Origin of the sequence: Novosphingobium soli, from assembly GCF_042432915.1 — a bacterium.
GTDB classification, from domain to species: domain Bacteria; phylum Pseudomonadota; class Alphaproteobacteria; order Sphingomonadales; family Sphingomonadaceae; genus Novosphingobium; species Novosphingobium soli.
In genome coordinates this window covers 193,941-205,686 of sequence record NZ_JBHLWK010000013.1, presented here as the reverse complement: position 1 = coordinate 205,686, position 11,746 = coordinate 193,941, and the positions used below count along the sequence as shown (strand labels likewise).

Here is an 11,746-nt window from a genome sequence, read left to right as displayed (position 1 = left end):
CAGATAGACGGGTTCTCACGATGAGCCGCGATCGCCGTGTGGCGCCTCGGTTTTTGGAGACCGGATCAGTGAACAAGACAAACAAGATGGCGAAGGGGTTGCTGGCGGCAGGCACGATGGCTCTGGCCCTGGGCGGCCTTCCCGGCCAGTCCTTCGCGAAGCCCGAGGACGGCGGCCGGCAGGGACCCCGCGCCGAACGCTCCGCACCCGCTCCGCGCATGGAGCGCGCCCCCATGGCACGCCCGCAGCGCTCGGCTCCTGCCCCCAGCGCCCCCCGCAGCGTCTCGCCCCCGCGTGAGAACGCCCGCGTCAACATGGGGCCGCAGCTCCGCGCGATGCGGCAGGAGCAGCAGGCCGGTCGCGGCGCCACGGCTCCGGTGCGGCCCGCGGCCCGCCCCGATGCCTCGCGCGGGAACTGGCAGGGAACGTCGCGTCCCGACCGTCCCGGAGGCGAACAGCGGCCCTCCAGCGGCTGGCAGCGCCCCGGCGGGGAGCGGGGCGACAACGACCGCGGCTCCGCCTGGCGCGGCGACGGTGACCGCCGGCCCGGTAACGCCGGCCGCCCCGATAACGATCGGCGCGACAACGACCGCTGGCGCGACAACGACGGGCGGCGCGACAACGATGGCCGGCGTGACAACGACCGCTGGCGCGACAACGACGGTCGCCGCTACCAGTCCTGGAACCGCAACGACTGGCGCCGCGACAACCGCTACGACTGGCAGCGCTATCGCGACCGCAACCGCAACGCCTATCGCATCGGTCGGTACTACGCCCCGTACAGCAGCTACGCCTACCGCCGCGTGAGCATCGGCTTCTCGCTCGGCTCGATGTTCTACGGGAACCGCTACTGGATCAACGATCCGTGGCAGTACCGCCTGCCGCCCGTCTACGGCCCCTATCGCTGGGTCCGCTACTTCGACGACGTGCTGCTGGTGGACGTCTACACCGGCGAGGTGGTCGACGTGATCTACGACTTCTTCTGGTAGGTTCCACCAGACCCGATGCCCAGGACCCCCGGCCGTGCCAGCGGACCGGGGGTCCTTCGTTCGGGGCGTCCGAAGAGACCGATTGATCTGCGGCTTCGCGTCGCTACTCTCCCGCCATGACGCACGCCGCCCACCCGGACCGCAAGGCCCTCGCCCGGATCGGCGCGGCCGTGCGCGAGAGGCTGGCGGGGGAGCCCGCGGTCCGCCGCCTGGTGGACGAGCGGGCCGAGATCTACGCGGTGGAGCAGTTCCTGCCGCTCCCCGCCTGCGCGCGGATCATGGCGCTGATCGACGCGGTCGCCTGCCCCTCCAGCCTCATCGACGGTGGCGCCTGGCCCGACTACCGCACCAGCTACTCGGGCGACATCGACGCCTGCGACACCAGCGTGCGCGACCTCGAGACGCGGCTGGCGGCGATCACCGGCATCGCCGCCGCCTGCGGGGAATCGGCGCAGGGCCAGCGCTATCGCTGCGGAGAGTACTTCCACGAGCATTGCGACTGGTTCGACACGGCTGCCAGGTACTGGGGACGGGAGCGGCGCTGCGGCGGCCAGAGAAGCTGGACCGCGATGGTCTACCTCAACACCGTGGAGGACGGCGGCACCACCGACTTCACCCGCATCGCGCTGAGCGTCCCGCCCCGCGCCGGCGCGCTCTTGCTGTGGAACAACGCACTTCCGGACGGCACGCCCAATCCCTGGACCATGCACGCGGCCCGCCCGGTGCGCCAGGGCGTGAAGTACGTGGTGACCAAGTGGTTCCGCACGCGGATCTGCCAGTAGCCCGCCAGCGGATCGGCGTCAGGGCCGGATGCCCTCTTCGCCCGGCACCCCGCCGGAGCCCGGCTGGGCTTCGAGGTATGCGAACAGGTGGTCCATGCGCTTGTGCAGCCGGACGATCTCCAGCTGCGTGCGCAGGTTCACCTCGTAGTCGTGGCGTGCGGTGATGCGATCCTTGTCCGACTGGCGGTTCTGGCTCATCATGATGACCGGCGCCTGGACCGCCGCCAAGGTCGAGAGCATCAGGTTGAGGAAGATGAAGGGGTACTCGTCGAACGGGTGCAGCCCCAGCGCAGTGACCATACGGCTGTTGATGAGCATCCACCCGCCCAGCACCAGCCCGAAGCCGATGATGAAGCCCCACGAGCCTCCGATCTCCGCCACGCGGTCCGCCAGCCGGTCCCCGAAGCTGAGGTTCAGCGCCGCTTCCTCCTGCGCGTCCGGCCCCATGATGGTGCCCGATGCGATGCGCTCGAGGACGCGCTGTTCCTCGGCGTCGACGTCGCACAGGTTGCGGCCCAGCAGCTCCTGGCAGAGTTCGTCGGCAGTCCAGCTGGTCTTGCGCATGGCTCTTGCTAGTTCCTTCAGGCGGCTTGGGCCAGCGCCTGGGCGATGAGCTTGCGCGTCTCGGGCAGGCCGTAGAGGGCGATGAAGCTGCCCATCCGCGGCCCCTGCGGCGATCCCAGCAGCGTCTCGTAGAGCGCCTTGAACCAGTCGCGCAGCGTCTCGAAGCCATAGGCCTCGTTCTTGCCGATCTCGTAGACGATGTTCTGCAGCGCCTCCGCCGAAGCCGCCGCCCCGAGCTGCGCGAGCTGCGCGTCGAGATCGGCGAGCGCCGCCGCCTCGTTCGCGGTCGGGGCGCGGCGCTGCAGGGTCGGCGCGATGAAGTCGCGGTTCGTGGCGAGCGCGGCGCGCACCATCGCTCCCAGTTCGGGATGCGCCTCGGGGCTGGCGTCCGCGACGTAGTTGCCCAGGTACGACCAGACCTGCTCCGCCGTCGCGTCCGCGCCCAGCACGCCCACCAGGTTGAGCAGCAGCGCGAAGGTCACCGGCACCGCGTCCCCTGCACCGGGCGCCGAACTGGAAGTCGCCTCGGCCGCACCCTCGCCGTTCGCGCGCAGCAGGTGCCACACCGGGTTGCCGAGCTGCTTGTCGAGCGGCTGGTCCGCCAGGTTGGCGCGGAACTGCCAGTACTCGTCGACCGCCTTGGGGATCACCCCGACGTGGAGCTGCTTGGCGCTCTTGGGCTCGCGGAAGAGGTAGAACCCCAGCGATTCCTCCGTCCCGTAGGTCAGCCACTGCTCGATGGTGAGGCCGTTGCCCTTGGACTTGGAGATCTTCTCGCCGTTCTCGTCGAGGAACAGCTCGTAGATCAGCGCTTCCGGGCGGCGGCCTCCGAGGACCTGCACGATCTTCCCGGACTGCGTGACCGAATCGGTCAGGTCCTTGCCGCACATCTCGTAGTCGACGCCCAGCGCGTACCAGCGCATCGCCCAGTCGACCTTCCACTGCAACTTGGCCTTGCCGCCGAAGACCGACTGCTCGACCACCGTGCCGTCCTCGTCGGTGAAACGGATCATGCCGGCGGCGGCGTCGATCACCTCTACCGGCACCTGCAGCACCACGCCGCTGGTGGGCGAGACGGGCAGCACCGGCGAGTAGGTCTTGCGCCGCTCCTCGCGCAGCGTGGGGAGCATGACGTCCAAGATCGCCTGGTTGCATTCCAGCACCCGCGTCAGCGCGGCGTCGAATGCGCCCGAATTGTACCGGTCGCTGGCGGAGACGAACTCGTAGTCGAAGCCGAACCGGTCGAGGAAGTCGCGCAGCATGGCATTGTTGTGGTGCGCAAAGCTTTCATGCGTCCCGAAAGGATCGGGAATCCGGCTGAGCGGCTTGCCGAGGTTGGCCGCGAGCAGCTCCGGGTTGGGGATGTTGTCGGGCACCTTGCGCAGGCCGTCCATGTCGTCCGAGAAGGCGACCAGGCGGGTCGGCGCGCCGCCCGTCAGCGCTTCGTAGGCGCGGCGGACCAGCGTCGTGCGCAGCACTTCCTGAAAGGTGCCGATATGCGGCAGGCCCGAGGGGCCATAGCCGGTCTCGAACAGGACAGCGGCAGGCTTGCCCGCCGCGTCGGTCTTGCCCTGCGGGTAGCGCTTCAGCAGCTTCTGCGCCTCCTGGAACGGCCAGGCCTTGGACACGCGGGCGGCTTCGATCAGGGCATTTTCGGTCATGGCGCGCTCTTTGGCGAAATGCGCGCATTTCGCAAGCGTCTCGTCGCCCCGGGGCGAGCCCGGGGCGAGGCGAGTCGTCAGTCTTCCCGCCAGGACCAGTCGTAGGTCAGCGGCGCCTCGCGGAAGGCGAAGCGGTCGATGTGCCGGGCGACGACATCGGTCAGCCGCTCGACCTCGCCGCGGTCCTCGCCGGTGATGGCGATCGCGATCCCCTCCGCGCTGGCGGTCATGGTGGTGACCGCGCTGGGGAAGGTCACCGTGCCGGTGTCGCCCTCGAAACGGGTTTCCAGCTTGTGGCTCCAGTGCTTGCAGAGCTGCTGCACGTACTTGGCGCCGCTCTCGGTCTTCACGGTGGTCTGGATGGTGCTCACGGTTCGATCCTTTCGATCTTGCGGGTCGCCTCGTCGATGGCATCGGCCACCTGCAGGATGAAGTCGCGGTCGGCGCTGCTGTGCGAGAGGCGGTCGAACACGGCGGTCTTCAGCGCATGCATGGCGCGGCGTACCGGTGCCGGGTCCACCTTGTCGCGCTGCGCGGCCAGCGCGGCAAGCCGTTCCTTGAGCGCATCCGCCTGCGGCTTGTCGGTTTCCGCCTTGGCCCGGCCCGCGTCGGTCGGTTCGAAGGCCTTGCGCGCGGTCTCGCCCGCCACCGGCACGATCAGGCCGGTCTCCTCCATGTAGATCAGCGAGGGATAGACCACGCCGGGGCTCGGCGCATACTCGCCGCCCGAAAGCGCCTCGATCTCGCGGATCAGCTCGTAGCCGTGGCGCGGGCCCTCGACGATCAGCGCGAGCAGCAGCGTCTGCAGCTCGGCCTGATCGAACAGCCGCCGGCGCCGTGCGCCGCCGCGCGGACCGCCGCCGCCACCGGCGCCGCCAGCTCCCGGGCCCTTGCCCCGGCGTCCACCGAAGCCGGGGCCAAATCCCGGGCCAAAGGGCCCGTCGGCCAACCCGTGACGGCCACGCCGATGCAGCATCGAGCGGACCTCGTCCACGCCGTCCAGGGCGGCAGCCATCCACTCCTCACGGCCATGCCCATGGCGGCCCCTGCGACCGCGGCCGCCCCGCCCGTGATGGCAGTTCATGTCTTTCATTGTCAGTTCCATATCGTTCATGATGGCTCTAAGATATATCTTAATGTCGCGTCCGCAAGGTGGAAAAGTGTATTCGCGAATTTTTTTCCGATGCCGGCTGCGGACCGCGCCGTTCCCAAGCGGGCCCCGGCTCCCTAAGATGACGCCATGGCCGCCCTGCCCCTTCCCGCCCTCCACGCCAGCCACGGCGGCTGCTGGCTTCGCGACGGCGGGGGGACACGGACGATCTCCAAGGGCGAGGCGGTCATGGCTGCGGCCGACACCCCCCTGCTCATCCTCAACGCCCCGCTCCTGGCGACGCGGCTGGGCTACCCCGACCTCTCGGGCCTCGACCTGCTCGAACTCTTCGCCTTCGTGCATCCGGCGCGCTTCGTGGTGCCGACCCCCAAGGGCCTGGCCCACGCGCTGGGACTGGCCGAGCCCGCCGCCGACGCCGACGTGCCGCGCCTCCTGCAGGAGGCCGCGGGCGCCTTGCTGGAGATGTGCGCAAGCGACGACTGGCCCGAGCGCGAGGGCGCCTGGACCACGCTCCAGTCGCTGGTCCGCATGCGCTGGCCCTGGTCCACGCTGCTCACCGCGCGCATCCGCAAGCCCGAGCGCGCGGAGCGCTGGCTCTTCACCCGCCTCCCGGAGTGGGAGGAGAGCCCGGAACCGGCCCAGCCGCGACAGGTGACGCTCGGTGAAGCCGACGTGCTCGGCCGGTTGGCGCAACTCACCGGATCGGGCGCCGAGCAACGCCCGGGGCAGCGCGCCTATGCCGCGGAGGCCGCCCACGCCTTCGCCCCGCGCGAGCGTTCGGGGCGGCCGCACATGCTGCTGGCGCAGGCCGGCACCGGCATCGGCAAGACGCTGGGCTACCTCGCCCCTACCTCGCTCTGGACCGAGCAGGCCGGCGGCACCGTCTGGGTCTCCACCTACACCAAGGCACTGCAGCGCCAGTTGCGGCACGAGAGCCGCCGGGCCTGGCCCGAGCGCCGCGAGGACGGTTCCCGGCCCGTGGTGGTCCGCAAGGGGCGCGAGAACTACCTGTGCCTGCTGAACCTGGAGGATGCGCTGCAAGGCGGCTTCTCGGGCCGTGCGGCAATCCTGGCGCAGCTCGTCGCCCGGTGGGCGGCCTATACCCGCGACGGCGACATGATCGGCGGCGACCTGCCCGGGTGGCTGGGCACGCTGTTCCGCCAGCGCGGCATCGCAGCGCTCACCGACCGACGCGGCGAGTGCGTCTATGCGGGCTGTCCGCATTACCGCAAGTGCTTCATCGAGCGCGCCACCCGCGCCAGCGTCGGCGCCGACCTCGTGATCGGCAACCATGCGCTGGTGATGGTCAACGCCGCGCGCGGGCGCGACCCGGCCTCGCGCCCCACGCGCATCGTCTTCGACGAGGGCCACCACGTCTTCGATGCCGCCGATTCGACCTTCGCGGCGGCCCTGACCGGTGCCGAGGCGATCGAACTGCGGCGCTGGGTGATCGGGCCGGAGAAGGCCTCCCGCGGCCGCCGCCGCGGACTGTCCGCGCGGCTTGCCGACATCGCCAGCTATGACGAGGCGGGCGCCAAGGCGATCACCGCCGCCACCGCCGCGGCGGAAGCGCTCCCGGGCGACGGCTGGATGCAGCGCATCGCCGAGAATGCCGCCTCCGGGCCGCTGGAAGAGCTGCTCGCCGCCGTGCGCGCCACCGTCTACGCCCGCGACGAAAGCGGCGGGCAGGACGCCGGATATGGCCTGGAGACCGAGGCGGCCGGGCTCGAGGGCGCCTTCGTCGAAGTGGCGCAGGCCGCGCGCATGGCGCTGGCCGAACTGCGCCAGCCGCTCATCCGCCTGGGCATGCGGCTCGAAGCGCTGCTGGAGGAGCCGCCCGACTGGCTCGATGGTCCCGGTCGCGCCCGCATCGAAGGCGCGCGCCATTCGCTCGCCTGGCGAGTCGACACGGTGGCGGCATGGGAAGCGCTGCTCGACCGGCTCGGTGGCCCGGCGGACCCGGAGTTCGTCGACTGGCTGGCGGTCGACCGCTCGGAGGCGCGCGAGTTCGACATCGGCATCCACCGCCGCTGGCTCGATCCGATGAAGCCGTTCGCACAGGTCGTCCTGGAACCTGCGCATGGGGTCATCATGACCTCCGCGACCCTGCGCGACGGGGAGGACTGGGGCAAGGCCATGGTCCGTTCCGGGGCCGCACAGATCGACGTCTCCCCCCGACTCTCCACCCATCAGAGCCCGTTCGACTACGCCGAACAGGCGGAAGTCCTGATCGTCACCGACGTGCCCAAGGGCGATATCCCCGCGCTATCGGCGTCTTATGGCCGCCTTATCGAAGCGTCGCGCGGCGGGGCGCTGGGCCTGTTCACCGCCATACGGCGCCTGCGCGCAGTCCACGGCCGCATCGCCGATCGCCTCGCCCGGGGCGGCCTGCCGCTCTACGCGCAGCATGTCGATCCCATCGACACCGGCACTCTCGTGGACATTTTCCGTGATGATCCAGCAGCTTCCCTGCTCGGCACCGACGCCCTGCGCGACGGCGTCGACGTGCCCGGCCACTCGCTGCGGCTGGTCATCATGGAGCAGGTGCCGTGGCCGCGCCCCTCGATCCTCCACCGGGCCCGCCGCCTCGCCAACGGCGGCAGCGCCTACGACGACACCCTGATTCGCGCCCGCCTCGCCCAGGCTTTCGGCCGCCTTATCCGCAGCCGCGAGGACCGCGGGCACTTCGTCGTGCTCTCCCCCGCCTTCCCCTCGCGCCTGCTCTCGGCCTTCCCCGCGGGCACGCCGATCCGCCGCGTGACGTTGGAGGAGGCTTTACAGCGCGTGGCCGGGCATGCTTCAGGGGCCACGGCGGACCCGGCCGAAGACTCGCGGCCGCTCTCCTGATCCCAGCGCACGAGTTGACCGCCCCATGAAGACCCTCGGCATCTTCCGCCACGCCAAATCGGACTGGAACGACGCGCGCCTGCGGGATTTCGACCGTCCGCTCAACACGCGCGGGCGCGTCGGCGCCGCGGTGATGGGCAAGCACATCCGCGAGCATGCGGTGGGCTGGAAGCGAATCCTCGCCTCTCCCGCGGTCCGCGTCACCCAGACCATCGAGATCGCCGGCGAGGCCGCGGGCGAGACTCCCCCGATCACGTGGGACCGACGCATCTATCTTGCCAGTTCCGCAGCCCTGATGGACGTCCTGCGCGAGCAGGACGGCGCACCGCGCTCGATCCTGCTGGTGGGCCACAATCCTGGACTGGAGGACCTGATCTTCGATCTCGTGCCGGGCAACGGCGAGAATCCACTGCGCGACATCGTCGAGGACAAGTTCCCGACCGCCTCCTACGCGGTGATCGCGCTGGACATCGAGGACTGGAGCGATCTGCGCGCGGGGATCGGACGGCTCGAACACCTGGTCCGGCCTCGCGACCTCGACCCGTCCCTCGGCCCCACCGTGACCGACTGAGCCTGGCGCGGTCAGGCCGCTGCCAGCGCGCGGGCCAGGTCAGCCCGGATCGCCTGCAGCTTCTGGACGAACTCGCCGTCGAACGGGGCGTCTTCCTTCTGCTCCGCGTCGGGGGCGAGCTTGCCGCCCAGCGCCTTGCAGGCGCCCCGCAGGGTATAGCCCTCGTGGTGGACCAGCCGGTCGATCCGGGCGATCAGCGCCACGTCCTCGGGACGGTAGTAGCGCCGGTTGCCACCGCGCTTGACGGGCTGCAGCGCGGGGAACTGCTCTTCCCAATACCGCAGGACGTGGGGCCGGATCGACAAGGCCCGAGCCACTTCGCCGATGGTGCGCAAGGCCTGCGGGTCCTTGCCGTCCTGGAACAGCGAAGCCATGTCCGGCGAACCGGCGTGAGGGTTATCCATGCTGCCTTTCCTGAAAAGCGCCGTCACAGCTCCGCGATGCGGTCCTTCAGCATCTGGCTGGCGCGGAAGGTCATGACCCGGCGCGGAGTGATGGGTACTTCGACGCCGGTCTTGGGATTGCGTCCGACCCGCTCGCCCTTGTCGCGAAGCAGGAAAGTACCGAAGCCCGAGATCTTCACGTTCTCGCCATGGCTGAGGGCCGCGCACATGTGCTGAAGAATCGATTCCACCATCGCGAGCGAATCCGAGCGTGAAATGCCCAGCTTGCGATGAATGGCCTCGGCAATTTCAGCCCTGGTCAAAGTATCCGTGGAGCGCATCAAGCCCGCATCCCCTTCGTGCGCCGATGTGGGGATAATATTAGAAACAGGGAAGAAATCAATGCTGCGCGCAGTAATGAACACCCTTTGACAAATTCAGGGCGCCATCAAACGCGAATCAGGCTGGCGCCCCAGGTAAAGCCGCCGCCCATCGCCTCCAGCATCACCAGGTCGCCGACCTTGATTCGGCCATCGCGAACCGCCTGATCGAGCGCGAGAGGCACCGACGCCGCCGAGGTGTTGGCATGCTGGCCCACGGTCATGACCACCTTTTCGACCGGAAGGCCCAGCTTGCGCGCCGTGGCGTCGAGGATGCGCGCATTGGCCTGGTGCGGGACCAGCCAATCGAGATCCTCGGGAGCGAAACCGGCTTCCTCCATGACCTCGCGAAGCACCTCGGCCAGGTTCACGACGGCGTGGCGGAAGACCTCCCGCCCCTTCATCCGCAGCTTGCCGACGGTCTGGGTGGTGGAAGGGCCGCCATCGACGTAGAGCAACTGGTTGTGGGCGCCATCGGCATGCAGCCGGGTCGCCAGGACGCCCCGGGTGCTCTCCCCATCCTGCTCCTGCGCCTCGAGGACGATCGCACCGGCGCCGTCGCCGAACAGCACGCAGGTGGTGCGGTCTTCCCAGTCGAGGATGCGGCTGAACGTCTCGGAGCCGATCACCAGCGCGCGTCGGGCCATGCCCGTGCGCAGCATCGAATCGGCCACACCCACCGCGTAGAGAAACCCGGAACATACGGCCGCGACGTCGAAGGCAATGCCCCCGGCGCGGCAGCCGAGACGGCTCTGGACGATGGTCGCGGTGGCGGGGAAGGTCTGGTCGGGGGTGGCCGTGGCCAGGACGATCAGGTCGATCGAAGCCGCATCGATCCCTGCTGCCTCGAGAGCGCGGCGGGCTGCGTCGGTGGCGAGGCTGCCGGTCGTCTCGTCCTCGGCCGCGATGTGGCGGTTGGAGATGCCGGTACGCTCGACGATCCACTCGTCGCTGGTGTCGACCCGCTCCGCCAGCTCCGCGTTGCTCACGGCCGTCCGAGGCAGGGCAGAGCCGGTTCCGATGAGGACCGAACGCAGCATCAGGCGCTCTCCTCCTGGGCACTGGGCATGCGCCAGGTCGATCCGCCCAGGTGGGCCAGATCCGCGGAAATGCGCTCGGTCACGTTTTCCTCCAGGAGCCGGGCGGTCACCGCCACGGCATTCGCCACCCCGGCGGCGTTGGCGCTGCCGTGGCTCTTCACGACGATGCCGTTGAGGCCCAGGAAGACGGCGCCATTGTGGTTGTTGGGGTCCAGGTGGTGCTTGAGCAGCTCGGTCGCGGGCTTCGAGATCAGGAACCCGATCTTGGAGCGCAGCGAACTCGTGAAGCCGCGGCGCAGCAGGTCCGCCACGAAGCGGGCAGTGCCCTCGACCGCCTTGAGCGCGACATTGCCGGAAAACCCGTCGGTCACGACGACGTCGACGTCGCCGCGACAGATCTTGTCGGCCTCGGTGAAGCCGTCGAAGGACATCGACAGGTTCTCGGCCGCCGCCTTGAGCACGCCGGCCGCATCGCGCAGCTCCTCGGTGCCCTTGGTCTCCTCGGTCCCGATGTTGAGCAGGCGCACGCGCGGCTGCTCCCGTCCGGTGGCCACGCGGGCGTAGGCCGCGCCCATGATCGCGAACTGGACGAGGTTGCGGCTGTCGCACTCGGTATTGGCACCGAGGTCGAGCATGATCACGTCGTTGTCGCCCAGCGTCGGCAGCAGCGCGGCGAGCGCGGGACGATCGATCCCGGGCATCGTGCGCAGCGACAGCTTGGCGATCGCCATCAGCGCGCCGGTGTTGCCACCGCTGACGGCGGCCCCGGCGTCACCCGCCTTGACCGCCTCGATCGCGCGCCCCATCGAGGTGCCCTTGGCCCGGCGCAAGGCCTGGCTGGGCTTGTCCTCGCCGCTGATGACACCTTCGGTGTGCAGGATCTCGGAGCTTGCCCGCAGGTTCGGATGGTTGTCGAGCGCGGCCTTGATCCGCGCTTCGTCGCCCACCAGCAGGAACTTGAAGCGGTCATGCTGACGGCGCGCAAGCGCGGCGCCCTCGATCATGACGCGCACGCCCTCGTCGCCGCCCATCGCGTCGACGGCGATACGCGGCAAGCTCATGGGCAATCTCCGAAGGTCGTCAGGGTCTTAGATTTCGACCGCGACGATCTCACGGCCGTTGTAGTGGCCGCAAGCGGTGCAGAGGTTGTGGGGGCGCTTCAGCTCGCCACAGTTGCCACATTCGTGGTACGCCTGAACCTTCAGCGCGTCATGGCTGCGGCGCATGCCCCGGCGGGAGGGGGTCGTCTTTCTTTTAGGGACAGCCATTTCGGCACCTGTTCCTGCAAATACGGTTACGTCAAAAAGGCCGCCGATGACCGTCACCGGGCACGGCGGCTTGCGAAGGCGCGCCTATAACCGATTTCGCGCGAGTTGCAACCCGTTACTCCCTCCTCCATGAACCCGGGGCCAACGGGA

At 69.5% G+C, this 11,746-nt stretch carries 13 protein-coding genes; 4 read left to right on the top strand and 9 right to left on the bottom strand.

Translation table 11 applies throughout. The features are described 5' to 3' along the window. Positions 1–68 precede the first annotated feature (68 nt). A complete protein-coding gene (locus tag ACFFJC_RS11510; RefSeq protein WP_379487651.1) occupies positions 69–989 on the top strand; it encodes an RcnB family protein in 921 nt (306 codons plus the stop codon). A 116-nt stretch (positions 990–1,105) separates the two neighbouring features. Beyond that, a complete protein-coding gene (locus tag ACFFJC_RS11505) occupies positions 1,106–1,771 on the top strand; it encodes a prolyl hydroxylase family protein (protein WP_379487650.1) in 666 nt (221 codons plus the stop codon). Positions 1,772–1,789: 18 nt separating this feature from the next. Here ACFFJC_RS11505 and ACFFJC_RS11500 read toward each other — a convergent pair whose 3' ends face one another. The 4 genes from ACFFJC_RS11500 to ACFFJC_RS11485 form a co-directional block, all read right to left on the bottom strand. After that, the gene (locus tag ACFFJC_RS11500; RefSeq protein WP_379487649.1) at positions 1,790–2,335 is read right to left on the bottom strand and encodes a DUF1003 domain-containing protein; all 546 of its coding nucleotides are present in this window, start codon (positions 2,333–2,335) and stop codon (positions 1,790–1,792) included. A gap of 17 nt (positions 2,336–2,352) precedes the next feature. Beyond that, positions 2,353–3,996 (bottom strand): lysine--tRNA ligase, encoded by a 1,644-nt coding sequence (locus ACFFJC_RS11495; protein WP_379487648.1) that lies wholly within the window; start codon positions 3,994–3,996, stop codon positions 2,353–2,355. 77 nt (positions 3,997–4,073) lie between these two features. Then, positions 4,074–4,367, bottom strand: coding sequence for a DUF2218 domain-containing protein (locus tag ACFFJC_RS11490; RefSeq protein ID WP_379487647.1), 294 nt, complete (start codon positions 4,365–4,367; stop codon positions 4,074–4,076). Then, positions 4,364–5,011: a PadR family transcriptional regulator gene (locus tag ACFFJC_RS11485; RefSeq protein ID WP_379487646.1), complete on the bottom strand. Its 648-nt coding sequence runs from the start codon at positions 5,009–5,011 to the stop codon at positions 4,364–4,366. The genes ACFFJC_RS11490 and ACFFJC_RS11485 overlap by 4 nt, the downstream gene beginning before the upstream one ends. A gap of 225 nt (positions 5,012–5,236) precedes the next feature. Here ACFFJC_RS11485 and ACFFJC_RS11480 point away from each other — a divergent pair, with 225 nt between their 5' ends. Both ACFFJC_RS11480 and ACFFJC_RS11475 read left to right on the top strand, forming a co-directional pair. Next, positions 5,237–7,954, top strand: coding sequence for an ATP-dependent DNA helicase (locus tag ACFFJC_RS11480; RefSeq protein ID WP_379487645.1), 2,718 nt, complete (start codon positions 5,237–5,239; stop codon positions 7,952–7,954). Positions 7,955–7,979: 25 nt separating this feature from the next. After that, complete coding sequence (locus tag ACFFJC_RS11475) at positions 7,980–8,525, top strand: SixA phosphatase family protein (protein ID WP_379487644.1); 546 nt, start codon at positions 7,980–7,982, stop codon at positions 8,523–8,525. 11 nt (positions 8,526–8,536) lie between these two features. Here the strand turns inward: ACFFJC_RS11475 and ACFFJC_RS11470 are convergent, their stop codons facing one another. The 5 genes from ACFFJC_RS11470 to rpmF all read right to left on the bottom strand — a co-directional run bounded on the left by ACFFJC_RS11470 (position 8,537) and on the right by rpmF (position 11,596). After that, the gene (locus ACFFJC_RS11470) at positions 8,537–8,929 is read right to left on the bottom strand and encodes a MerR family transcriptional regulator (protein WP_379487643.1); all 393 of its coding nucleotides are present in this window, start codon (positions 8,927–8,929) and stop codon (positions 8,537–8,539) included. Positions 8,930–8,952: 23 nt separating this feature from the next. Continuing rightward, the gene (locus tag ACFFJC_RS11465; protein ID WP_379487757.1) at positions 8,953–9,249 is read right to left on the bottom strand and encodes an integration host factor subunit alpha; all 297 of its coding nucleotides are present in this window, start codon (positions 9,247–9,249) and stop codon (positions 8,953–8,955) included. Positions 9,250–9,356: 107 nt separating this feature from the next. Beyond that, complete coding sequence (locus ACFFJC_RS11460; protein WP_379487756.1) at positions 9,357–10,331, bottom strand: beta-ketoacyl-ACP synthase III; 975 nt, start codon at positions 10,329–10,331, stop codon at positions 9,357–9,359. After that, positions 10,328–11,389 (bottom strand): phosphate acyltransferase PlsX, encoded by a 1,062-nt coding sequence (plsX, locus tag ACFFJC_RS11455; RefSeq protein ID WP_379487642.1) that lies wholly within the window; start codon positions 11,387–11,389, stop codon positions 10,328–10,330. Before plsX ends, ACFFJC_RS11460 begins: the two co-directional genes overlap by 4 nt. Before the next feature lie 27 nt (positions 11,390–11,416). Beyond that, on the bottom strand, positions 11,417–11,596 hold the full coding sequence (rpmF, locus tag ACFFJC_RS11450; RefSeq protein WP_379487755.1) for a 50S ribosomal protein L32: 180 nt from the start codon (positions 11,594–11,596) through the stop codon (positions 11,417–11,419). Positions 11,597–11,746 lie beyond the last annotated feature (150 nt).

What these genes read in the sequence shown, in the direction of transcription:
- ACFFJC_RS11465 (WP_379487757.1), bottom strand. Translation starts at nt 9,249, where the DNA reads ATGCGCTCCACGGATACTTTGACCAGGGCTGAAATTGCCGAGGCCATT.
- ACFFJC_RS11500 (WP_379487649.1), bottom strand. Translation starts at nt 2,335, where the DNA reads ATGCGCAAGACCAGCTGGACTGCCGACGAACTCTGCCAGGAGCTGCTG.
- ACFFJC_RS11470 (WP_379487643.1), bottom strand. Translation starts at nt 8,929, where the DNA reads ATGGATAACCCTCACGCCGGTTCGCCGGACATGGCTTCGCTGTTCCAG.
- plsX (WP_379487642.1), bottom strand. Translation starts at nt 11,389, where the DNA reads ATGAGCTTGCCGCGTATCGCCGTCGACGCGATGGGCGGCGACGAGGGC.
- rpmF (WP_379487755.1), bottom strand. Translation starts at nt 11,596, where the DNA reads ATGGCTGTCCCTAAAAGAAAGACGACCCCCTCCCGCCGGGGCATGCGC.
- ACFFJC_RS11505 (WP_379487650.1), top strand. Translation starts at nt 1,106, where the DNA reads ATGACGCACGCCGCCCACCCGGACCGCAAGGCCCTCGCCCGGATCGGC.
- ACFFJC_RS11495 (WP_379487648.1), bottom strand. Translation starts at nt 3,996, where the DNA reads ATGACCGAAAATGCCCTGATCGAAGCCGCCCGCGTGTCCAAGGCCTGG.
- ACFFJC_RS11480 (WP_379487645.1), top strand. Translation starts at nt 5,237, where the DNA reads ATGGCCGCCCTGCCCCTTCCCGCCCTCCACGCCAGCCACGGCGGCTGC.
- ACFFJC_RS11485 (WP_379487646.1), bottom strand. Translation starts at nt 5,011, where the DNA reads ATGGCTGCCGCCCTGGACGGCGTGGACGAGGTCCGCTCGATGCTGCAT.
- ACFFJC_RS11475 (WP_379487644.1), top strand. Translation starts at nt 7,980, where the DNA reads ATGAAGACCCTCGGCATCTTCCGCCACGCCAAATCGGACTGGAACGAC.